This is a genomic window from Nocardiopsis sp. NPDC057823 (genome assembly GCF_042797335.1).
Taxonomy (GTDB): domain Bacteria; phylum Actinomycetota; class Actinomycetes; order Streptosporangiales; family Streptosporangiaceae; genus Nocardiopsis; species Nocardiopsis changdeensis.
The window spans coordinates 35,021-55,937 of sequence record NZ_JBHVLR010000028.1; the positions used below are offsets into that span (position 1 = coordinate 35,021).

Sequence of the window (20,917 nt, forward strand, 5' to 3'; positions counted from 1 at the left end):
ACCGGCACCCACGGCCGACCCGAGTACGACAGCGGCGCCCACACCCGCCCCGCCTACCCCGGCCCCGCCTACGACACCGGAACCCACTCCTACGACACCGGCACGTCGCCCTACGACAGCGGCACGCACGCGCGGCCCTCGGGCAGTGAGCCGCTGTGGGGCGCGGGAGAGGGCCCCGGCCCCGTCACGCCGTCCGGCTACGGCGGCCCGGCCCCGGCGGGGCGGCCCGACCGGTTCGACGCGCCCTCCGGCGCCCCCGGCTACGGCGGCGGGTACGGCGGCCCCCTCGGACCGGGCGCACCGGCCGGCACCCCCGGCGCCGACCCGCTGCTCGGCGGCCCGGGGGCGGGCCACGTCCCCTCCGGCCCGGCCCCCTCCTTCGGCGGCCGGCCGGGCGACGGCTACGACGGCATGCCCGGCGGCTACCCGCCGCGGCAGGCGGAGCCGGAGTACGACGGCTACCTCCCGCTGGAGGAGTGGCACCGCGGCGGGACGCCCGACCCCTACCGGGGCGCGCCGCCCTACGACCGCCGCGAGCAGGAGCACCGGGGCTACGACGAGGGCCACGGCGACGGCCGCTTCCGGTGACCGGGCACCGAACGTGACCGGTGCGCCCGGCCCCCGCTGAGGGCGGGCCGGGGGACGATCAGGGGTTCACAATGCCGAGGTGGCGGGTTCACGCCCGCCACCTCGGTTTTTGTTCTGTCCGGATTCGCGACCGCCTCATGTGAACACGGGAAAATGGTTACCGAAACCACAACAGCCCGTAACACAGAGCCACTCCCATTGACTACAGTTGGTGACTGACACGGCACCCTTCGAGACATCTCGAAGGCCGGACGCCGTGCGCGCCCCCCGGTCCGGACGCCTCAAGTCCCCGTGCGCCTACGCATCGTCCGCCCGTACAGAACAGGAGCCGCCTTGCGCAACGACGCCCAGGGAACACCGCCCGCACCGCCCGCCGACCAGGAGCCCGCCCCACGGTCCGACCGCAAGGGGATCGCGGCCGACGTCGGCGCCTCCCTCGTCGTCTTCCTCGTCGCCGTCCCCCTGGCCCTCGGCATCGCCGTCGCCGCCGGGGCGCCGCTCACCGCCGGGATCATCGCCGCCGCCGTCGGCGGCATCGTCGCGGGCCTCGTCGGCGGCTCCGCCGTCCAGGTCAGCGGTCCCTCCGTCGGCCTGACCATCATCGTGGCCGACCTCATCGCCACGTACGGGTGGCAGGTCACCTGCCTCATCACCCTGCTGGCCGGGCTCGTCCAGCTCGCCCTGGGCGCCTTCCGGATCGCCCGCGCGGCCCTGGCCGTCTCCCCCGCGGTCGTCCACGGCATGCTCGCCGGCGTCGGGATCACCATCGCCCTGGCCCAGCTGCACGTCGTCCTGGGCGGCGAACCGCAGAGCTCGGCCCTGGCCAACCTCACCGACCTGCCCGACCAGATCGTCCACAACCACACGCCGGCCGTCGCGGTCGGCGTCGTGACCATCGCCGTGATGTTCTGCTGGGCCCGGCTGCCCGGGTTCGGGCGGTTCCGGCCCGCCCTCGTCCCGGCCGCGCTGGTCGCGGTCGGCGCCGCCACGCTCATCGCCACCCTGGGGCGCTGGGAGGTCGAGACGATCTCCCTCACGGACTCCCTCTCCCAGGGCTGGATCGGCCCCGCACTCCCCGCCGCGGGCCAGTGGAACGGCGTCATGCTCGCCGTGGTCACCGTCGCCATGGTGGCCAGCGTCGAGACCCTGCTCTCCGCCATCGCTGTGGACCGGCTGCACAGCGGCCGCCGGGTGATGCTCAACCGCGAGCTGTGCGGCCAGGGCGCCGCCAACGCCGTCAGCGGGGCCCTGGGCGGGCTGCCCATCGCCGGGGGGATGGTGCGCAGCACCGCGGGTGTGCGGGCGGGCGGCCACAGCCCGCTGTTCACCATCCTGCACGGGGTGTGGGTCCTGGTGTTCGTCGCCCTGTTCGCGCACGTGGTCGAGCTGATCCCGATGGCGGCGCTGGCGGCGCTGCTGGTGTTCATCGGCGTGCAGATGGTCTCCGTGGCCCACCTGCGCGACCTGCGCCGCCACCACGAGGCCGGGGTGTACCTGGTGACCCTGTCCGGCGTGGTGCTGCTGGGGCTGCTGGAAGGGGTGTTCCTGGGGTTCGCGCTGGCCATGGTCGTGTCCCTGCGCCGCCTGACCCGGCTCACCGTCACCACCGAGGAGCGCGGCGGCCGCGTCCACATCACCGTGCACGGGTCCCTGACGTTCCTGGGGGTGCCCCGGCTCGCGCACGTGCTGCGCACCGTCCCGGCCGGCGCCGCCGTGGACCTGGACCTGCACGTGGACTTCATGGACCACGCGGCGTTCGAGGCCATCCACGCCTGGCGCGTGGACCACGAGCGCACCGGCGGCTCGGTCGACATCGACGAGGTGCACGAACGCTGGTACGAGCGCAGCACCCTGCGGTCGGCCCCGGCCGCCAAGACCGCGCCGCGGGGCCTGGCCCGCTGGTGGGCGCCCTGGGGGATGCGCGGCGGCGCCGGGCCCGAGGAGGTGAACCCCCTCGGGCTGCTCGCGGCGGGGGCGCGCGAGTACCACGCCAGCACCGCCGACCGGATGCGGTCGGTCATGAGCCGGCTGTCCCACGGGCAGAACCCCACCGCCCTGTTCATCACCTGCGCCGACTCGCGCGTGGTGCCCAACCTCATCACGGCCAGCGGCCCGGGCGACCTGTTCACGGTGCGCAACGTCGGCAACCTGGTGCCGCCCCCGGACAGCCCCGGCGACGACTCGGTGGGCGCCGCCGTCGAGTACGCGGTCGCGCTGCTGCGGGTGCCCTCGATCGTCGTGTGCGGGCACTCCCACTGCGGGGCGATGAAGGCACTGCTGGAGGGCGCCCACCTGGACCCCGACTCCACCGACACCTCGCACATGCGCCGCTGGCTCTCCCACGGTTCCGCCGGCCTGGTCCGGGCGGGCGAACGCGCCGGGGAGCTGGCGGGGCTGCCCACCGCGGAGGCGCTGCGCCGCCTGGCCCAGGCCAATGTCCGCCAGCAGCTCGCCCACCTCATGCTGCACCCCCTGGTGCGCGAACGGGTGGAGTCCGGGGAGCTGGAGCTGACCGGGATGTACTACGACCTGGAGACGGCCCGGGTGCACCTGCTGGACGCCGCGACCGGGGAGTTCACCCCGGTCCAGGGTGTGCACGACGTGGCCGACCCGGTGCCGCGGCCGCGCCCTGCGGACGACCCGGGTCAGCCGCTGGAGGAGTCTTCGGGCGCGTCGTCGCGCCCGTCCTCCTGAACCCCTGAGGCCTGGTAGGTGGCGAGCAGCACGATCGCCACGATCGCCAGGAACGGCAGGCCGAAGAGGACCACCCAGAAGAGGGTCGAGTCGAACAAGAGTCACCCATTCCGTGGACGCCGTCGCCCGCGGCCACCGGCCCCGGCGGTCGCGGGTGCCCGCCGCCGCGGTCGCGGTGGCGGAGCGCTCCGCCCAATCTATCGGTGCCCCCGCCCGTCGACCATCACCACGGGGATGTACACACCTGTCCCCGTGCGCACCGGCGGCCGGAGGCCCGCGGGGGCGGGGGCGGACACGTCCGGCCCGCGCCGCGCGGCGCGGGTCGGAGGGCCGGAAGGAGGGGAGTCGGCCGGTAAGCCGGATTCTGTCGGTCCGCGAACGGACCGGGCGGTCATCCATCTGGGATCGCCGTTGCCGACGACCTCGGTGCGGTCTACCCGCGGACTCGGGCGGGCCGCCCTCGAACATCCGCGCGGGGATCCTGGGATCCCCTTTTTGACCTTGCTCCGGGTGGGGTTTACCGAGCCGGCCGGATCGCTCCGGCCGCTGGTGGTCTCTTACACCACCGTTTCACCCTTACCACCGCGAGCGGTGGCGGTCTGCTTTCTGTGGCACTGTCCCGCGGGTCGCCCCGGGTCGGTGTTACCGACCACCCTGCCCTGTGGAGTCCGGACTTTCCTCGGATCCGCGCACCCGGCGCGGTCCGCGACCGCCTGGCCGACTCCCCTCGACCACGAAGTCTACCGCCGGTGGCCCGGGCCCGGGCCACCGGCGGTTCAGGCCAGGTGGGAGGTGTCGTTGAACGCGCGCATCACCATGGGGCCGTCGGCGTAGACGTCCACCTCTGTGAGGCTCGCGGTGTCCAGGTGCATCCGGTACAGGGCCTGCACCGGCGCCAGCAGGGCCTGCTGGACCAGCGTCTTGATCGGGGTGACGTGGGTGACGACCAGGACGGTGCGTCCCCGGTACCGCTCCACCAGGGCGTCGCGGGCCGCACCGACGCGCAGCGACACCGCGGCGAAGGCCTCGCCGCCGGGCGGGGCGGCCCGCGGGTCGGACACCCACCGGTCGACCGCCACCGGGTCGTGCTCGCGCGCCTCGGCGAAGGTCATCCCCTCCCAGGCGCCGAAGTCGGTCTCCACGAACCCGTCGTCGACCTCGACCGGGAGCCCCAGGGCCTCGGCGGCGTACTCGGCGGTGCCCCGGGTCCGCAGCAGCGGCGAGGAGACGATGGCGTCGACCCCGCGGCCGGCCAGCCGCCGGGCCGCCGCCGCGGCCTGGGCGCGCCCCGCCTCGGTGAGCGGGACGTCGCCCCGGCCGGCGAAGCGGCGCTCCACCGACAGCGGGGTCTGGCCGTGGCGCAGCAGCAGCAACCGGGTCGGCGAGGTGTCGGGGGCACCCCACCCGGTGCTCACTGGGCCTCCGGCTCCGCAACACGGACCAGGATGCGGCGGCACTCCTCGCAGCGCACCACGTCGTCGGGGGCGGCGGCGCGGATCTCGCCGATCTCGGCCGGGCTCAGCACCAGCTTGCAGCCCTCGCAGCGGCCGTGGCGCAGCGGTGCGGCCGCGACGCCGCCGTACTGGACGCGCAGCTTGTCGTACAGCGACAGCAGCGCTTCGGGGACCTCCTCGGACACCCGCTGCCGGTTCTCGACGACGCGGGCCCGGTCGAGCCCGATCCCGGCGACGGCGGTGTCGCGGCGGGCGACCACCGTCGTGTAGTCGACGCGGGCCTGCTCGGCGGCGGCCGTCAGCCGGACCACCTCCGCCGACAGGGTCTCGACCTGCTCCATCGCCGCCAGGACGACCTCCTCCAGCTCGCCCTGGCGGCGGCCCAGCGAGGCGATCTCGGACTGGAGGTTCTGCAGCTCCTTGCCGCTGGTGATGCGCCCCGACTCCAGGCGCTCGGTGTCGCGGGCGGCGCGGGCGCGCACCTGGTCGACGTCGCTCTCGGCCTTGCGCTGGGCGCGCTCGGCGTCCGACAGGCGGGTCTGGGCGGCGATCAGCTCGCCGTCGAGGCGGTCGGCGAGCTCGGCGAGCCGGGTCGCCTCGGCGACCTCGGGCAGGGTCGCGGCGCGGTGGTCCAGGCGCTGGACCTCCAGGTCCAGTTCCTGGAGGTCGAGCAGTCTGGCCTGAGCGGCGGGTTCGGCTTTCACTTGTTTCTCCTGGGGTGGTCGGAAAAGGCTGGTACGCCGTCCGCGCTCTCAACTCTGTGCAGTTCGATGACACCGTGCAGTTCGATCGGGATGCCCGGCGGCGTGCGGATGTCAGGCCGACGGGAACGCCTGTGACCAGGCGTCCGTCACCGTGGTGGACACACGGGCCTCCACGTTAGCCCCATCGGGGCCCAGGCGCCGAACGAGGGAGTCGGCCAGGGCCGCGGCCCCGTCCGCCAGCCACGGCCACTCACTTGCGAAGTGGGGCGTGTCGACGAGCGCGGGCGCGCCGGGCCGCTCTGCGAACTCCGAGGCGGGGTGGTGGCGCAGGTCGGAGGTGACGAAGGCGTCGACCCCTGCGGCGAGGGCGGCGTCGAGCAGGGAGTCCCCCGCGCCGCCCGACACCGCGACGGTGGTGACGATGCGGTCCGGGTCTCCGGTGGCGCGGACGCCGGGCGCGGTGGCGGGCAGGCCCGCGGCGACCCGGGCGGCGAAGTCGCGCAGCGTCATCGGGGTGTCCAGGGCTCCGACGCGGCCGATGCCGCGGCGGCCGTCGGGGTCGGTGGTGTCGGGCTCCAGGGGGCGCAGCGGGCCGGTGAGCCCGACCGCGCGGGCCAGCGCGTCGGACACCCCCGGGGCGGCGGTGTCGGCGTTGGTGTGAGCGGTGTACAGGGCGATCCCGGCGCGGATGAGCCGGTGCACGATACGCCCCTTGGGGGTGTCGGCGGCGACGCTGTGCACGCCCCGCAGCATGAGCGGGTGGTGGGTGACGATCAGGTCCGCCCCCCAGGTGACCGCCTCGTCGACGACGGCCTCGACGGGGTCGACGGCGAACAGGACCTTGGCGACCCGGTCCGCGGGGTCGCCCACCACCAGTCCCACCCGGTCCCAGGAGGCGGCCCAGGAGGTCGGGTAGACGTCCTCGAAGGCGGCGGTGACGTCGGCCAGCGCGGGGTGTTCGTTCTGCGTGCTCACGGGCACGAGAGTAGCGCCCCTCCGGCCCGGCGCAGGTGCCCGGCGATCTCGGCGGTGACCTGTTCCACGGTGACCCGGGCGTCCAGGCACAGCACGGCCGCGGTGTACTGCGCGACCAGGTGCGGGGAGTCGGCGCTGACGCGGACCCGGCACCGGTCCTCGCCGTCGGGTTCGATGCGCCCGGGGAACGGCCCGTACAGGCGGCCGCGCACCTCCCGCGCGGGCAGGTCCACGGCCAGGTGCACGGTGTGGGCGTAGGTCGCCTCGGCGAACCCGCCGAGCAGGTGGCCGGCCGGGTCGGGCAGGTCGCGGGGGGCGAACCGGCCGTGGGCGGCCCGGACGCCCCCGACGCGGTCCACCCGGAAGGTCCGCCAGCCGTCCCGGTCCAGGTCGTGGGCGATGAGGTACCAGTGGCCGCCGTGCGAGACCAGGTGGTGCGGCTCCACCCGCCGCTCACCGGGCTCCCCCGTCCGGGGCCGGTAGGCGAAGGCGGTGACGACCCGGTCGCGGCAGTGCGCGGCGAGCCGCCCCAGGGTCGCCGGGTCGGTGTCGTCCCGTCCGGCCGGCACGGCGGAGGCGCTGCCGCGGACCGCCGCCAGGCGGGGGCGCAGCCGGGCGGGCAGGATCCGCTCCAGTTTGGCCAGGGCGCTCAGCGCGCCCTCCCGGGCGCCGTCGGCGCTGACCAGCGCGAGCGCGAGGGAGACGGCCTCCTCGTGGTCCAGCAGCAGCGGGGGCAGGCCGTGCCCCGAGGCGAGCCGGTACCCGCCCGCGACACCGGGGACCCCCTCGACCCGGTAGTCGAGGCCGCGCAGCCGGTCGACGTCGCGGCGCAGGGTGCGGGCGCTGACGCCGAGCCGGTCGGCGAGGTCGGCCCCGCTCCATTCGCGGCGGGCCTGGAGCAGGGACAGCAGGCGCAGGAGCCGTTGCGGCAGCCCCGCCCGGACGGATTCGCTCATGTCCCCCAGAATGCCGTCCATTGCGGCCGTGATGTGGCCGCATGGGCTCCTACGGTGGCCGGGACCGCACGGGAACGACTTCCGGAGGGCTCCATGACGGATGCGACGAACACCACGAACACGACGAACACGGTGGGCACCGCGGGCACCGCGGCGCGCGACCTGGCCGCCCGGGTGAGGGGGGCCGTGCACGCCCCCGGATCTCCCGGCCACGAACGGGCGGGCACCGGAGTCCAGCTCCTGAACCCCCACCGGCCGGCCGCCGTGGTCGAGGCGGCCGGCGCCGACGACGTGCGCGCGGCCGTGGCGTGGGCGGCCGGGCACGGCCTCCCGGTGGCCGTCCAGGCCACCGGACACGGCCGCGGCACCGGCCTGGCGGGCGGGGTGCTCGTCGCCACGCACCGGATGGACGGGGTGCGGGTGGACCCCGCGCGCCGCACCGCCCGGATCGGGGCGGGCGCCACCTGGCGGCGGGTGATCGGGGCCGCGGCGCCCCACGGGCTGGCGCCGCTGTCGGGCAGCGCCCCGTCCGTGGGCGCGGTGGGCTACACCCTGGGCGGCGGCGTGGGGCTGCTCGCCCGCCGGTACGGGTTCGCCGCCGACCACGTGCGCCGCGTCGACCTGGTCACGGCCGACGGCACGGCCCGGACGGTGACCGCCGACACCGACCCCGAGCTCTTCTGGGCCCTGCGCGGCGGGGGCGGGGACCTGGGGATCGTGACCGCGATGGAGGTCGACCTGTTCCCGGTGGAGCGCCTGTACGGCGGCGGGCTGCTCTTCGACCTGGGCGGGGACCCCGCCCGGGTCCTGGGCGCCTGGTGGGACTGGACCCGGGACCTGCCCGAGGAGATGACCTCGGGGGTGTCCCTGATCGCCTACCCCGACCTGCCCGGACTCCCCCCGCACCTGCGGGGGCGCCACCTGGCCCGGGTGGCGGTCTCCTGGTCGGGCCCCGTCGACGCGGGCCCCCTCCTGGTGGAACCCCTGCGGTCCGCCGGTCCGCTGCTGGAGGACACCACGGGGGCCCTCCCCTACACCCGCTCGGGGGAGGTGTTCGCCGACCCCGACGAACCGGCGGCCTTCCGCGGCGAGGGCCTGCTCCTGGACGACCTGCCGGTGGAGGACGCCGCCGCTGCCGCCGTGCGGGCGGCGGAGGCCCCCTTCATGTCCGTCATGTCGCTGCGCCACCTGGGCGGTGCCCTGTCCCGCCCGCCCCGGGTCCCCGGCGCCGTCGGCCACCGCGGCGCCACCGCCGCCCTTACCCTGCTGACCCTGGACGGGTCGCGGGACACGCCCGCCATGGCCGACCTGCGCGCGTCGACCACCCGGGCGCTGGCCGGCCGCACCCTGGGGCGCTCGCTGACCCTGTCCTTCGGGGAGATGGACCCCAGCCTCGTCCGCACCGCCTTCTCCCCCGCGGACCACGCCCGCCTGGTCGGGCTGCGCGGGCGGCTCGACCCGCGGGGCCTGGTCCACTCCCACCGGCCGCTGCGGTGACCGCCCGTCCCCGTGGGTGAGCGGGGCCACCGGCCGTCCGGGACGGGGGCCGCGGGAAACGCTCTAGGCTGGTCGGAGCATGAGTACAACGCAGCGCACCCGCTCCCCGCGGCCCCCGTCCCCGGTCGGCGCACACGTCCCGGTCGCCGGCGGCATGGCCGACAAGGGCCTGTCCTACGCGGCCGAGATCGACGCCGAGACCGTCCAGGTGTTCGTGTCCAACCCGCGCGGCTGGGCGACCAACGGGGGCGACCCGGCCCAGGACGCGCGGATGCGCGAACGGGCCGGGGCCGGGCTGCCGGTGTTCGTCCACGCGCCCTACCTGATCAACCCGGGCACCCCCGACGAGCAGGTCGCCGAGAAGTCGGTGGCCTCCCTGGAGCACGCGCTGCGCCGGTCCGCCGAGATCGGGGCGCTGGGCGTGGTCGTGCACACCGGCTCGGCGGTGTCGGGCGGCCGGGAGGCAGGGCTGGCCCGCATGCGGGAACGGCTGCTGCCGCTGCTGGAGCGCCTGGGCGAGGACGTCCCTCCGGTGCTGCTGGAGCCGATGGCCGGGCAGGGCCAGGTACTGTGCGCGACCGTGGACGACCTGGTGCCCTACTTCGAGGCGCTGGAGTGGCACCCGAACGCGGGCGTGTGCCTGGACACCGCCCACCTGTTCGCCGCCGGGCACGACATCTCCACCCGGGAGGGGATGCGCACCGCGCTGGACCGGTTCGGCGAGGTGGTGGGCGCCGACCGGCTGCGGGTGATCCACGGCAACGACTCCAAGGCCCCGTGCGGCAGCAACAGGGACAGGCACGAGAACATCGGGGCCGGGTTCATCGGCGCCGACGCGTTCGGGGAGCTGTTCGTCCACCCGGTGAGCGCGGGGGTGCCGATCGTGGTCGAGACCCCCGGCCCGGCCGGGCCGCACGCCGCCGACGTGGCGGCCCTCAAGAAGCTCCGCGACGGCTAGGAGCCCCCGTCCCGCTCCGGCCGCTCCCGCAGCGGCGGCAGCACGGGGAAGATGTTGACCTGCACCTCGACGCTCTCGGTGTCGGGGTGGTCCCCGGGGGTGCGGCCCTCGAAACGGCGCCCGTAGTCGCGCAGGAAGCCGTACAGCGCCGCGGCGAACTCCCGCGCCTCCTCCGGCGTCATCCGCGCGTGCGACAGGGAGTCGGTCGCCGCGTCCTTCCAGCGGCGCACGTCCGGGTCGTCCGGCCGTTCGCCCACCAGTTCCCGCCAGTCCCGGAAGTGCTCCTCGCGCTGGTGGTAGTAGCGGCCCAGGACCGCCTCGGCGGCCGCCCGGGTGCGCGGGTCGGCGAGGAACTCGTGGCCCTTCATGTTCCAGCCGCCGGGCCGGATGCGCCACCACCGCTCCCGGCCCCCGGAGCGGCCGGGGGCGGCGTCGATGAACCCGAACCGGGACAGCTGGCGCAGGTGGTAGCTGGTGGCGCCGCTGCTCTCCCCCAGGCGCCGGCCCAGGATGGTGGCGGTGGCGGGGCCGTTGCGGGTCAGCTCCTCCAGGAGGCGTCCGCGCAGCGGGTGGGCCAGGCCGCGCAGGGCGCTCGCGTCCACCTGCAGCTGCTCGCCCTCCTCGGGGAAGGCGTCCTCGTCGTCGGTCCGGGGTGCGTCGGGCATGGGTTCACCGTAGCGGTCGAACGCGTGCCGCACCGTCCCCCTCAACGGTCGGCCCCGGCCAGGCGGGCGGCGGCCTCGTCGCACAGCCGGGCGCACTCGGCGATGGTGCGCCGGAAGACCAGGACCGTGGCGACCATGAGCAGGCCGCCGGCCAGGTAGGGCAGCGCGAGGTCGATCCGGCCCAGCAGCCCGCCGACGAACGCGCCCGCCGGGGCCGTGCCCCACCCGACCGTGCGGAAGGCCGCGGAGACCCGGCCGCGCAGGTGGTCGGGGACGACGGTCTGGAAGAACACCGATCCGGCGATGTTGGAGGTGGTCATGGACACGCCGACCAGCGCCCAGGCCGCGGCTGCCGGAACGGCGTGGGTGGTGAACGCCATGGCGGCCAGCCCCAGCCCCATGCCCAGGTAGCCGGCCGTCATCACGGTCCGGCGCCTGACGGCGAGCACCAGCCGGGCGGCCACCGCCGCCCCGAGGATCCCGCCGACCGCGACGGCGGCCAGGAACACGCCGTAGAGGGCCGCCGGGACCTCCAGCACCTGCCGGACGTGCAGCACCATCACGGCGGTGCCCATCTGGATGCCGGCCATGGTCCCGGCGTTGGTGAACATCATGCGGCGGATGAGGCGGTCGCCGAACGCGTGGCCCAGCCCCTCGCGCAGGGAGGCCAGCACCCCCGGCCCCGGGGCCGGCCCGTCCGCGGCCGCGTCGCCGTCGAGGTCCGGGCGCCGGCGCAGCAGCCGGACGACGGTGAACACGAGCACGGCGCACAGGGCGTAGGAGAGGGCGACCCCGGCCACCGGCAGCAGGGCCGCGACCGCGAACAGCAGCCCGGCGACCGGTTTGGCCAGGCAGTCCTGGGCCACCAGGTGCATGCCCTCCTGCCTGCCGTTGGCCCGGTCCAGCAGCCGCCCCGGCACCAGCCGGGCCACGCTGATCCGGGCGGCCGGGTCCGAGACGGTCTCACAGGTGATCACCACGAACAGGACCGCGTACAGGACCCACATCTCGACGCGGCCCGAGGCGACGACCGCGGCCAGCACCGCGACGGCCGCGGCGGCGACCGCGTTGGCCGCCGCCATGGCGCGCAGGCGGTCGACCCGGTCCAGCAGCACCCCGGCGAAGGGGGCGACCAGCAGCCAGGGCAGGAACCGGACGACCAGCAGCCCGGCGACGGCCAGCGGGTCGTGGGTGAGGGTCGCGGCGATCAGCGGCAGCGCGGTGGCGAGCATGCCGTCGCCGAGGTTGGTCAGCCCGGAGGCGGCCAGCAGGCGGTGGAAGGCGCCGCCGAGGCGGTCGGCGCGGGCGGGTGTCCCGGGGTGTGGGGAGGTCATCGCGGCTCCTTTCGGGGATACCGCGAACCTATCCCAAAGATTTCTTTGCAAAGGTATGTGTGCAAATATTTCTTGGCCGTACTCTCCGTGGTCACGGCGACACACCCTCCCGGGGAACCCGCGCGGGGGCCCGGTCGTCCCACAGGACGATGGGTCACAATGGGACGAGGGCCCCGCGCGCGGGGCCGCGGGTCGAGAGAAGGGGTGGCGGCGAATGGATCCGTTCTCCATGGTGTTCGGTGCGGCGATCGCTCTGGGCGGCTTCGTCGTCGGCCGCGTCGTCACGAGACGCCAGGCCCGGGAGGCCGTCGCCGAGCAGCGCAAACAGGAGCAGGCCCGGGCCCTGAACCCCGGCGACCGCGCCCCCCAGCCCCTGTGCGGCTGCGGCCACCACCTCGTCTTCCACGACCAGCAGACCAAGAAGTGCCAGACCCAGGTGGTCATCCCCGGCCGCTGGACCGGCTCGCAGAGCTCCACCTACCGCCAGTGCATGTGCCAGGGCTACCGCGGCCCGGTCCCCCTGGACGAGTACTACGCCCCGGACTACCTCGGCGGAGAGGGCTGACCGCCCGGCTCCGGCGCCCCGCCCCCGTCGACACCCCGTCCCCGTCCCGGACCCCGCCGCGCGCATCGTCCGCCTTCGCCCGAATCGTCCGCTCCCGGGCCCGGAGGCCCGCGCCGCCGGCGGGCGCGGCCGAAATGACAATGTCCGCCCGCGACAGCAGAATGGGCCCGCACCGAACACCCGACGAGTGGACACACACCAGTGACGACCCCTGCGACACCCACGATCGACCAGCGCATCGCCGAGGAGCTCGGCGTCGGCGCACACCAGGTCAAGGCCGCCGTCGACCTCCTCGACGGCGGGTCGACCGTGCCCTTCATCGCCCGCTACCGCAAGGAGGCCACCGGCGCCCTGGACGACGCCCAGCTGCGCGCCCTGGAAGAGCGCCTGCGCTACCTGCGGGAGCTCGACGAACGCAAGGCCGCCGTCCTGGAGTCGATCCGGTCCCAGGGCAAGCTGACCGAGGACCTGGAGCGGAGCATCCTGGAGGCCGGCTCCAAGGCCCGCGTGGAGGACATCTACCTCCCCTACAAGCCCAAGCGCCGCACCAAGGCCCAGATCGCCCGCGAGGCCGGGCTCGAACCGCTGGCCGAGGCGCTGATCGGCGACCCGGGCCTGGACCCGCAGGAGACCGCCGCCGCCTACGTCGACGCCGACAGGGGCGTCGCCGACACCAAGGCCGCCCTCGACGGCGCCCGCTCCATCCTCGTGGAGCGCTTCGCCGAGGACGCCGACCTCACCGGCCTGCTGCGCGAGCGCCTGTGGGAGAAGGGCCGCCTGGTCTCCGCCGTCCGCGAGGGCAAGGAGGAGTCCGGCGCCAAGTTCTCCGACTACTTCGACTTCTCCGAGCCCCTCACCGCCCTGCCCTCCCACCGGGTCCTGGCCATGTACCGGGGCGAGAAGGAGGAGGTCCTCACCCTCACCCTGGAGCCCGAGGAGGCCCCGGCCGAGAACCCCGACGGCACCGTCCCCCGGAGCAGCTACGAGAACGCCATCGCCCACCACTTCGGCATCGTGGACCGCGGCCGCCCCGCCGACCGCTGGCTCCAGGAGACCGTCCGCTGGGCCTGGCGCACCCGCATCCTGGTCCGGCTCGACATCGACGTCCGGATGCGCCTGTGGCAGCGGGCCGAGGACGACGGCGTGAACGTGTTCGCCGCCAACCTGCGCGACCTGCTGCTGGCCGCCCCCGCCGGCACCCGCGCCACCCTGGGCCTGGACCCGGGCCTGCGCACCGGCGTGAAGGTCGCCGTCTGCGACCCCACCGGCAAGGTCGTCGCCACCGACACGGTCTACCCGCACGCGCCCCGCCACGACTGGGACGGCTCCATCGACCGGCTGGCCAGGCTGTGCAGAGCCCACGGGGTCGACCTGGTCGCCATCGGCAACGGCACCGCCTCCCGCGAGACCGACCGTCTGGCCGCCGACCTGCTCAAGCGCCACCCCGAGCTGTCCCTGACCAAGGTGATGGTCTCGGAGGCGGGCGCCTCGGTGTACTCGGCCTCCGCCTACGCCTCCGAGGAGCTGCCCGACCTGGACGTGTCGCTGCGCGGCGCCGCCTCCATCGCCCGCCGGCTGCAGGACCCGCTGGCCGAGCTGGTCAAGATCGACCCCAAGTCGATCGGCGTCGGCCAGTACCAGCACGACCTGGCCGAGGCCAAGCTGTCGCGCTCCCTGGACGCCGTGGTCGAGGACTGTGTGAACGGCGTCGGCGTGGACGTCAACACCGCCTCCGTGCCGCTGCTGACCCGGGTGTCGGGCATCACCTCCACCCTGGCTCGCAACATCGTCTCCCACCGCGACGCCAACGGCCCCTTCCGCACCCGCGAGCAGCTCAAATCGGTGCCGCGCCTGGGCCCCAAGGCGTTCGAGCAGTGCGCGGGCTTCCTGCGGGTGCCCGGCGGCGACGACCCGCTGGACGCCTCCGCCGTGCACCCCGAGGCCTACCCGGTGGTGCGCCGCATCCTGGACCGGACCGGGGTCGACCTGCCCTCGCTCATCGGCAACAAGGACGTGCTGGCCAAGGTGCGCCCGCAGGAGTTCGTGGACGATACCTTCGGCCTGCCGACGGTCACCGACATCCTCGCCGAGCTGGACAAGCCCGGCCGCGACCCGCGTCCGGCGTTCACCACCGCCACCTTCAAGGAGGGCGTGGAGACGCTGGGCGACCTGGCCCCGGGGATGATCCTGGAGGGCGTGGTCACCAACGTGGCGGCGTTCGGCGCGTTCGTCGACGTGGGCGTCCACCAGGACGGCCTGGTGCACGTGTCGGCGATGTCGGACAGGTTCGTGCAGGACCCGCGCGAGGTCGTCAAGCCCGGCGACATCGTGAAGGTCAAGGTGCAGGACGTCGACATCCCGCGCAAGCGGATCTCGCTGACCATGCGCCTCACCGACGACGCCCCGGCGGGCGGCGGGCGGGACCGCCGCGGGGACCGGAACGAGCGCGGTGGCGGCGGCCAGGGCGACCGGCGCCGCGGCGACCGCGGCGGCGGTCGGGGCGGCAACCGCGGAGGCAACGCGGGCGGCGGCGGCCGCGGCGGGCAGCAGGCCGCCCCGCAGGGGGCGATGGCCGACGCGCTGCGCCGCGCCGGGCTCGGCCGCTAGGCCGCGCCTTTCGGACCTCCGCCGCGGACGCGTTCGCGCCGGTGCCCCGCCCTCACCCCCGGCCCGGGGCGGGGGCGGGGATCCTCGGCCCCGCGCCGACGTCCTCGCCCTTCCGCCGAGCGGCGGAGGGTCCACGGCCGCGGGCCTCCCCTGAGGGCGTCCCCTCCGGGCCCCTGCGGCACGGGAGGGCGTCCGGGGCGCCTACCGGGGGACGATGGCCACGTCCGCCCACACCTCGCGGGCCGGGGCGACCGGCGCCGAGTGCAGGGCGTCGGGGGTGTTCCACTCCTTGACCGGCGTGGCCCCGGCGGTGACGGCGGGCCAGCCCGGGTCGCCGGTGGCCGCGAAGTCGCGCCAGGCGGCGACCATCCGCGCCGACAGGGCGTGGTGCTCCTCCCCCGGCCCGCCCTCGAACAGGAACGCCCCGAAGTCGCCGTCCAGGTTGCCGAACGCGAACGGCAGGTCCAGGGCGTGGCAGGCGCCCAGGCGGCCGTCCATCACCGTGCTCTCGGCGGCGAACCGGAAGAGGAACGCGCGGCCCCCGGCCCGGGCGTGCGCCTCGGCGAAGCGGACGGTGTACTCGCAGAACAGGGCGTCCCCCTGGATCACGTTGAAGAGCTCGCGCACGGGCGCGCCGGGGTGGGCGGCCCGGTAGACCTCCAGGGCGTCCCCGCGCAGCCCCAGCCTGGACACGAGCCGGTGCAGGACCTCCTCCCGGTCGATCCGCGTCTCTCCGCCGAGCTCCGTGAACAGCCGGAACTCGTGCGCGTTGTGCCCGACGAGCAGGTCGACCCCGGCCCCCGCGCCGCCGGCGGCCGCGGCCAGCGGCTCCTCCGGCAGCTCCGGCCCGCCGACCACGGGCGCGAAGCAGGTGAAGGTCTTGAAGCCGGCGGAGGGCGCGGCCTCCAGGACCGCGTCGACCGCGTCCAGCACCTTCTCCGGAGACAGTGCGGCCAGGCTCTCGGCCTCGTACGGCACCCCGGCGGCCGCGGCGACGCGCTCGCCGACGGACCGGGCCGTCGCGGTGGTGAGCGTGTCACCGGGCACGCTGTGGGCGACGGCGCGGCGGAAGAGGCCCCGCGCGCCGGGTGAGGCCATCAGGCACACCACCGACCCGGCCCCGGCCGACTCCCCGGCGACGGTGACGTTGCCGGGATCGCCGCCGAAGCCCTCGATGTTGTCGCGGACCCAGCGCAGTGCGGCGGCCTGGTCCAGCAGGCCGCGGTTGTCGGGGCGGCCGGGGACGTGGCCGAATCCCTCGAAGCCGACCCGGTAGTTGACGCCGACCACGACCAGGCCGCTCTCGGCCAGCCGGGTGCCGTCGTAGGCGGGCTCGGAGGAGGCGCCGACGATGTAGGCGCCGCCGTGGATCCACACCAGGACGGGGGCGCGGTCGCCGGGCCGGGCGGAGCTCCAGACGCTGAGGGTGAGGCAGTCGCCGGACATCTCGGGCGACCAGGCGGCCGCACCGACGAGGTGGGGGCGCTGGGGGGCGGGCGGCCCGAACGCCGTGCAGTCCCGGACCCCGTCCCAGGGAACGGGGGGCGCGGGGGCGGCGAACCGGTGCTCGCCGAAGGGCGCGGCCGCGTAGGGGATGCTCCGGTGGACGATGACGGTCCCGTCCTCGGAGCGGGGCGAGGCCGTGCCGCGGACCCGGCCGCCGGTCGTCGTCACCATGTTCTCGGTCACTGCCGCACTCTCCTCTTCCCTCTTCTTGTGGCCCACACCACACCTAACAGCGTTAGGTAACTTGGCGCAAGCCCCCCGGCCTCCGGGGAGGACATCCGGGCGACCGGCGGGTAACATACCACCCGGTCGGTATGACACGGACGAACGGAGACCCGCCATGCGCGCCATTCAGATCACGGAGTTCGGCGGACCCGAGGTCCTCACCCTCACCGAACTCCCCGACCCCGAGCCGGGACCGCGCGAGCTGCTGGTCGAGGTGACCCGGGCCGGGATCAACTACGCGGACACCCACCAGGCCGAGAACAGCTACCTGGCGCCGGCCACCCTCCCGATGGTGCCGGGCTCGGAGGTGGCCGGACGCACCGCCGACGGCCGCCGGATCGTCGCCCTGACCACCGGCGGCGGCTACGCGGAGAAGGCCGTGGTCGACCCGAACACGGCCTACGACATCCCCGAGGGCGTCACCGACGAGGCCGCCCTGGCCCTCGTCGTCCAGGGCGCCACCGCGTGGGTCCTGCTGCGCAAGAGCGCCCGCATGCAGCCCGGCGAGTCCGTGGTGGTGCACGCCGCCGCGGGCGGGGTGGGCACCCTGGCCGTGCAGCTGGCCCGGCTGTTCGGCGCGGGCCGGGTGATCGCCGTGGCGAGCAGCGCGGACAAGCGCGACCTGGCCCTGGACCTGGGCGCGGACGCCGTCGTGGACTCCGCGGCCCCGGACATGACGGCGGCGCTGATCGAGGCCAACGGCGGCCGCCGGGTGGACGTCGTGCTGGACATGGTGGGCGGCCGGGTCACCGACGAGAGCGTGCGCGCCCTGGCCCCGTTCGGGCGGCTGGCCTTCTACGGCATGGCCTCGCGAGAGCTCCCCTCCCCGGTCAAGCTGCCCAACCTGATGCGGTTCTCCACGACGGTGGCCGGGATGTGGCTGCCGCACGTGTGGATGCTGCCGGGGGACGTCATGGGCCAGGCGATGGCGGAGATGTTCACGCTGGTGGCCGACGGGGACCTGAGGACGGTCACCGGCGGGGTCCACCCGCTGGCGCAGGCCCGGGAAGCGCACGAGGCACTGCGTTCGCGGGGCACGATCGGCAAGCTCCTGCTCGACCCCACCGCCTGAATCCGGCACCGCCGCGATCCATAGTGGCCGGAATCGACACCTTGACAACGTAGATCATGAAATGTCCGAATCACCGCGCCGGAACGGCGGGGCCCGCGTCCCCGGACACGGGCCCCCGCGCTCACCTCTCGGAGGCCCCGTACACCAGGTCCGCGTAGTCGGGGTGGCGCTGGATCCACCCCTTGACGAACGGGCACAGCGGGAGCACGTCCAGGTCGCGGCCGCGCACGTCGTCCAGGGCGCCGCGGACCAGCGCGCCGCCCAGTCCCCGGCCCTCGTGGGCCGGGTCGATCTCGGTGTGGGTGAAGGTGATGAGCCCGTCGGTGAGGATGTACTCGGCGAAGCCGGCCACCTCGCCGTCGACACGGATCTCGTAGCGCTTGTTCTCGGGGGCGTCGGCCACCTCGGTCGCCATGGCGGGAGCCTTTCGTGTATCGCTGCCGCGGTCCCGCTCGGACCGCAGGGGCCATTGTGCCGTCCCCGCGTCCCGCGCGCCCCTTGCGGCGCGCTTCCCGTGGGCATAGAGTCCACAGGAGCATACCGACCAGTCGGTCTAAGGAGAATGTGATGACTTCCCGGTTCGGCGGCCGAACCGCCATCGTCACCGGTGCCAGCCGCGGCATCGGCCTGGCCATCGCACGGCGCCTCGTCGACGACGGCGCCCGCGTGTGCATCACCGCGCGCAAGCCCGAGCCACTCCAGGAGGCCGTCGAGTCCCTGGGCGGCCCCGAGCACGCCATCGGCGTCGCGGGCCGCGCCGACGACCCCGAGCACCAGGACGCGGCCATCGCCGCCACCCTGGAGGCCTTCGGCGGCGTCGACATGTTCGTCAACAACACCGGCATCAACCCGGTGTACGGCCGCATGGTCGACCTCGACCTCGACGCCGCCCGCAAGATCTTCGAGGTCAACGCCCTCTCCGCGATCTCCTGGGTGCAGAAGGCGTACAAGGCGTGGATGGCCGAGCACGGCGGCGCCATCGTCAACGTCTCCTCCATCGCCGGGCTCAAGCCCGCCCCGGGGATCGGCTTCTACGGCGCCACCAAGGCCATGCTCATCCACATCACCGAGGAGCTCGCCGTGGAGCTGGCCCCCGCGGTGCGGGTGAACGGCGTGGCCCCGGCCGTCGTCAAGACCAGGTTCGCCGCCGCCCTCTACGAGGGCCGCGAGGAGAAGGTCGCCGCCCAGTACCCCATGGACCGCCTGGGCGACCCCGGGGACGTCGCGGCCGCCGTGGCCTTCCTGCTCTCCGACGACGCGTCCTGGGTCACCGGACGCACCCTCGTCCTGGACGGCGGCCTCACCCTGACCGGAGGCGTGTGATGGACCTCAACGGGATCGGCGCCGTCGTCACCGGCGCCGGGAACGGCATCGGCGCCGCCCTGGCCCGCCGGCTGGCCTCCGCCGGCGCGCGGGTCGTCGTCAACGACCTCGACGCGAACGCCGCCTCCGCCGTGGCCGCCGAGATCGGCGGGGTGGCCGTCCCCGGCGACGCCGCCGGCGAGGCCGGGGTCACCTCCCTGATCGCCGAGGCCGCGGCCCACCTGGGCGGCATCGACCTGTACGTCGCCAACGCCGGTGTGGGCGTCGGCGGCGGCCCCGAGGCCCCCGAGGCGGACTGGGACCTGGCCTGGCAGGTCAACGTGATGGCGCACGTGCGCGCCGCACGCGAGCTGCTGCCCGGATGGCTGGAGCGCGGCCGCGGGCACTTCATCGGCACCGTGTCGGCGGCCGGCCTGCTCACCATGCTGGGCAGCGCCCCGTACTCGGTGACCAAGCACGCCGCCCTCTCCTTCGGCGAGTGGATGTCGGCGACCTACGGGGACCGCGGCGTCACCGTCCAGTGCGTGTGCCCGCTGGGCGTGCGCACCGACCTGCTGGAGGGGAGCGGGCCGCAGGGCAAGGCGATCCTGGCCGGGGACGCGATCACCCCCGAAGAGGTCGCCGACGCCGTCCTGGAGGGGATGGCCGACGGCCGCTTCCTGATCCTGCCCCACCCGCAGGTCGCCGACTACTACGCGGGCCGCGCCGCCGACCCCGACCGCTGGCTGGCGGGGATGCGGCGGCTGCAGGCCAAGGTGTTCGACAACGAGGGAACGCATGACTGAGGAACTGCCCGGGCTCGACCTGCCGAGGCTGCGCGCGCACCTGGACCTGGCCGCGCCCGGGCTGGTCGGCGGGCCGCTGACGGGACGGGTGATCACGGGCGGCAAGTCCAACCTCACCTACCTGGTCACCGACGGCGCCGGTTCCTGGGTGGTGCGCCGCCCCCCGCTGGGCCACGTGCTCGCCACCGCGCACGACATGGCACGCGAGTACCGGGTGATGACGGCGCTGCGCGACACCGCCGTCCCGGTGCCGCGCACCCACCTGCTGTGCGAGGACACCGGGGTGCTGGGCGCCCCGTTCTACGTCATGGAGCACGTGGCGGGGACCCCGATGCGCACCCGCGACCAGATCGCCCCGCTGGGCCCTGAGGGGACCCGCGCGGTCGCCGAGGCGCTCATCACCACGCTGGGCGACCTGCACGCGGTGGACCCCGCAGAGGTCGGCCTGGGCGACTTCGGCCGCCCCGAGGGGTTCCTGGAGCGGCAGGTGCGGCGCTGGCGCAAGCAGCTGGACGCCTCCCGCAGCCGCGACATCCCCGGCATCGACGAGCTGCACGAGAAGCTGGCCCGGACGCTGCCCGAGCAGTCGGCCCCCGCGATCGTGCACGGCGACTACCGGCTCGACAACGTGCTGGTCACCGGGGAGGGCGGCATCTCCGCCGTCCTGGACTGGGAGATGGCCACCCTGGGCGACCCGCTGGTCGACCTGGGCCTGATGCTCGTCTACCAGGAGCGCCCCGTGGACGCGGGGGTGCCGCAGGCGACCTCGGCGGAGGGCTACCCCTCGGCCGAGGAGCTGGTGGCGCTGTACGCGCGCTCCACCGGCCGGGACGTGTCCCGGCTGGGCTGGTACGTGGCCTTCGGCTGCTTCAAGCTCGCGGTGATCGCCGAGGGCATCCACTTCCGCCACACGCAGGGACTGACCGTGGGCGCCGGCTTCGACCGTATCGGCGAGGTGGTCGCCCCCCTGGTGGCCGCCGCCCACTCCATGCTCAAGGAGGACTGAACG

General features: G+C 75.0%; 18 protein-coding genes, 1 other RNA gene and 1 pseudogene. 10 read left to right on the forward strand and 10 right to left on the reverse strand.

Annotated elements, in window-relative coordinates:
* A pseudogene (locus ACFVNO_RS29420) lies at positions 1-588 on the forward strand (hypothetical protein); the annotation flags it as partial.
* A gap of 333 nt (positions 589-921) precedes the next feature.
* On the forward strand, positions 922-3,282 hold the full coding sequence (locus ACFVNO_RS29425; protein ID WP_378897441.1) for a SulP family inorganic anion transporter: 2,361 nt from the start codon (positions 922-924) through the stop codon (positions 3,280-3,282).
* Here ACFVNO_RS29425 and ACFVNO_RS29430 read toward each other — a convergent pair.
* From ACFVNO_RS29430 to ACFVNO_RS29455, 6 genes are all read right to left on the reverse strand, one after another.
* Positions 3,234-3,380 (reverse strand): hypothetical protein, encoded by a 147-nt coding sequence (locus ACFVNO_RS29430; protein ID WP_220560152.1) that lies wholly within the window; start codon positions 3,378-3,380, stop codon positions 3,234-3,236. The genes ACFVNO_RS29425 and ACFVNO_RS29430 overlap by 49 nt on opposite strands.
* A gap of 239 nt (positions 3,381-3,619) precedes the next feature.
* An RNA gene (gene rnpB / locus ACFVNO_RS29435) (RNase P RNA component class A) lies at positions 3,620-4,007 on the reverse strand.
* Positions 4,008-4,058: 51 nt separating this feature from the next.
* Positions 4,059-4,697: a histidine phosphatase family protein gene (locus ACFVNO_RS29440; RefSeq protein WP_355266282.1), complete on the reverse strand. Its 639-nt coding sequence runs from the start codon at positions 4,695-4,697 to the stop codon at positions 4,059-4,061.
* The gene (locus tag ACFVNO_RS29445) at positions 4,694-5,440 is read right to left on the reverse strand and encodes a C4-type zinc ribbon domain-containing protein (RefSeq protein ID WP_355266285.1); all 747 of its coding nucleotides are present in this window, start codon (positions 5,438-5,440) and stop codon (positions 4,694-4,696) included. Before ACFVNO_RS29445 ends, ACFVNO_RS29440 begins: the two co-directional genes overlap by 4 nt.
* A 111-nt stretch (positions 5,441-5,551) precedes the next feature.
* On the reverse strand, positions 5,552-6,421 hold the full coding sequence (locus ACFVNO_RS29450; protein WP_355266288.1) for a Nif3-like dinuclear metal center hexameric protein: 870 nt from the start codon (positions 6,419-6,421) through the stop codon (positions 5,552-5,554).
* Entirely contained in the window at positions 6,412-7,371 is a 960-nt protein-coding gene (locus tag ACFVNO_RS29455) for a helix-turn-helix transcriptional regulator (RefSeq protein ID WP_378897446.1), read from the reverse strand. The genes ACFVNO_RS29450 and ACFVNO_RS29455 overlap by 10 nt, the downstream gene beginning before the upstream one ends.
* Positions 7,372-7,464: 93 nt before the next feature.
* On the opposite strand from ACFVNO_RS29455, the gene ACFVNO_RS29460 reads away from it, so the two are divergent.
* Both ACFVNO_RS29460 and ACFVNO_RS29465 read left to right on the forward strand, forming a co-directional pair.
* Positions 7,465-8,868, forward strand: coding sequence for an FAD-binding oxidoreductase (locus ACFVNO_RS29460; RefSeq protein WP_378897449.1), 1,404 nt, complete (start codon positions 7,465-7,467; stop codon positions 8,866-8,868).
* Between the two features lie 79 nt (positions 8,869-8,947).
* Positions 8,948-9,826: a deoxyribonuclease IV gene (locus ACFVNO_RS29465; RefSeq protein ID WP_378897452.1), complete on the forward strand. Its 879-nt coding sequence runs from the start codon at positions 8,948-8,950 to the stop codon at positions 9,824-9,826.
* On the opposite strand, the gene ACFVNO_RS29470 is transcribed toward ACFVNO_RS29465, so the two are convergent.
* Positions 9,823-10,491, reverse strand: coding sequence for a helix-turn-helix domain-containing protein (locus ACFVNO_RS29470; protein ID WP_355266300.1), 669 nt, complete (start codon positions 10,489-10,491; stop codon positions 9,823-9,825). The genes ACFVNO_RS29465 and ACFVNO_RS29470 overlap by 4 nt on opposite strands.
* A 41-nt stretch (positions 10,492-10,532) precedes the next feature.
* Entirely contained in the window at positions 10,533-11,825 is a 1,293-nt protein-coding gene (locus ACFVNO_RS29475) for an MFS transporter (protein WP_378897457.1), read from the reverse strand.
* 214 nt (positions 11,826-12,039) lie between these two features.
* On the opposite strand from ACFVNO_RS29475, the gene ACFVNO_RS29480 reads away from it, so the two are divergent.
* Positions 12,040-12,390 carry a hypothetical protein gene (locus ACFVNO_RS29480; RefSeq protein ID WP_220560142.1) on the forward strand — a complete coding sequence of 117 codons (351 nt, stop codon included), beginning with the start codon at positions 12,040-12,042 and terminating at the stop codon, positions 12,388-12,390.
* Between the two features lie 201 nt (positions 12,391-12,591).
* Complete coding sequence (locus tag ACFVNO_RS29485) at positions 12,592-14,997, forward strand: Tex family protein (protein ID WP_378897460.1); 2,406 nt, start codon at positions 12,592-12,594, stop codon at positions 14,995-14,997.
* A gap of 201 nt (positions 14,998-15,198) precedes the next feature.
* Here ACFVNO_RS29485 and ACFVNO_RS29490 read toward each other — a convergent pair whose 3' ends face one another.
* Positions 15,199-16,674, reverse strand: a complete 1,476-nt coding sequence (locus ACFVNO_RS29490; protein ID WP_378897486.1) for a carboxylesterase/lipase family protein — start codon at positions 16,672-16,674, stop codon at positions 15,199-15,201.
* Positions 16,675-16,843: 169 nt separating this feature from the next.
* Between ACFVNO_RS29490 and ACFVNO_RS29495 the strand changes: the two genes are divergently transcribed.
* Positions 16,844-17,800: an NADPH:quinone oxidoreductase family protein gene (locus ACFVNO_RS29495; protein ID WP_220560141.1), complete on the forward strand. Its 957-nt coding sequence runs from the start codon at positions 16,844-16,846 to the stop codon at positions 17,798-17,800.
* Positions 17,801-17,921: 121 nt separating this feature from the next.
* Here the strand turns inward: ACFVNO_RS29495 and ACFVNO_RS29500 are convergent, their stop codons facing one another.
* Positions 17,922-18,215 (reverse strand): GNAT family N-acetyltransferase, encoded by a 294-nt coding sequence (locus ACFVNO_RS29500; RefSeq protein ID WP_355266309.1) that lies wholly within the window; start codon positions 18,213-18,215, stop codon positions 17,922-17,924.
* Between the two features lie 152 nt (positions 18,216-18,367).
* Here ACFVNO_RS29500 and ACFVNO_RS29505 point away from each other — a divergent pair, with 152 nt between their 5' ends.
* From ACFVNO_RS29505 to ACFVNO_RS29515, 3 genes are read left to right on the forward strand one after another with little or no spacing between them, the layout of a single operon-like run.
* Positions 18,368-19,123, forward strand: a complete 756-nt coding sequence (locus ACFVNO_RS29505; RefSeq protein WP_355266312.1) for an SDR family oxidoreductase — start codon at positions 18,368-18,370, stop codon at positions 19,121-19,123.
* Positions 19,123-19,908: an SDR family oxidoreductase gene (locus ACFVNO_RS29510; protein WP_220560138.1), complete on the forward strand. Its 786-nt coding sequence runs from the start codon at positions 19,123-19,125 to the stop codon at positions 19,906-19,908. The genes ACFVNO_RS29505 and ACFVNO_RS29510 overlap by 1 nt, the downstream gene beginning before the upstream one ends.
* The gene (locus ACFVNO_RS29515) at positions 19,901-20,914 is read left to right on the forward strand and encodes a phosphotransferase family protein (protein WP_355266313.1); all 1,014 of its coding nucleotides are present in this window, start codon (positions 19,901-19,903) and stop codon (positions 20,912-20,914) included. The genes ACFVNO_RS29510 and ACFVNO_RS29515 overlap by 8 nt, the downstream gene beginning before the upstream one ends.
* The last annotated feature ends 3 nt before the right edge of the window (positions 20,915-20,917 follow it).

Excerpts from the sequence above, each read along its gene's own strand:
- ACFVNO_RS29455 (WP_378897446.1), bottom strand. The coding sequence starts at position 7,371 with ATGAGCGAATCCGTCCGGGCGGGGCTGCCGCAACGGCTCCTGCGCCTG.
- ACFVNO_RS29460 (WP_378897449.1), top strand. The coding sequence starts at position 7,465 with ATGACGGATGCGACGAACACCACGAACACGACGAACACGGTGGGCACC.
- ACFVNO_RS29465 (WP_378897452.1), top strand. The coding sequence starts at position 8,948 with ATGAGTACAACGCAGCGCACCCGCTCCCCGCGGCCCCCGTCCCCGGTC.
- ACFVNO_RS29470 (WP_355266300.1), bottom strand. The coding sequence starts at position 10,491 with ATGCCCGACGCACCCCGGACCGACGACGAGGACGCCTTCCCCGAGGAG.
- ACFVNO_RS29475 (WP_378897457.1), bottom strand. The coding sequence starts at position 11,825 with ATGACCTCCCCACACCCCGGGACACCCGCCCGCGCCGACCGCCTCGGC.
- ACFVNO_RS29480 (WP_220560142.1), top strand. The coding sequence starts at position 12,040 with ATGGATCCGTTCTCCATGGTGTTCGGTGCGGCGATCGCTCTGGGCGGC.
- ACFVNO_RS29490 (WP_378897486.1), bottom strand. The coding sequence starts at position 16,674 with ATGGTGACGACGACCGGCGGCCGGGTCCGCGGCACGGCCTCGCCCCGC.
- ACFVNO_RS29495 (WP_220560141.1), top strand. The coding sequence starts at position 16,844 with ATGCGCGCCATTCAGATCACGGAGTTCGGCGGACCCGAGGTCCTCACC.
- ACFVNO_RS29500 (WP_355266309.1), bottom strand. The coding sequence starts at position 18,215 with ATGGCGACCGAGGTGGCCGACGCCCCCGAGAACAAGCGCTACGAGATC.
- ACFVNO_RS29505 (WP_355266312.1), top strand. The coding sequence starts at position 18,368 with ATGACTTCCCGGTTCGGCGGCCGAACCGCCATCGTCACCGGTGCCAGC.
- ACFVNO_RS29510 (WP_220560138.1), top strand. The coding sequence starts at position 19,123 with ATGGACCTCAACGGGATCGGCGCCGTCGTCACCGGCGCCGGGAACGGC.
- ACFVNO_RS29515 (WP_355266313.1), top strand. The coding sequence starts at position 19,901 with ATGACTGAGGAACTGCCCGGGCTCGACCTGCCGAGGCTGCGCGCGCAC.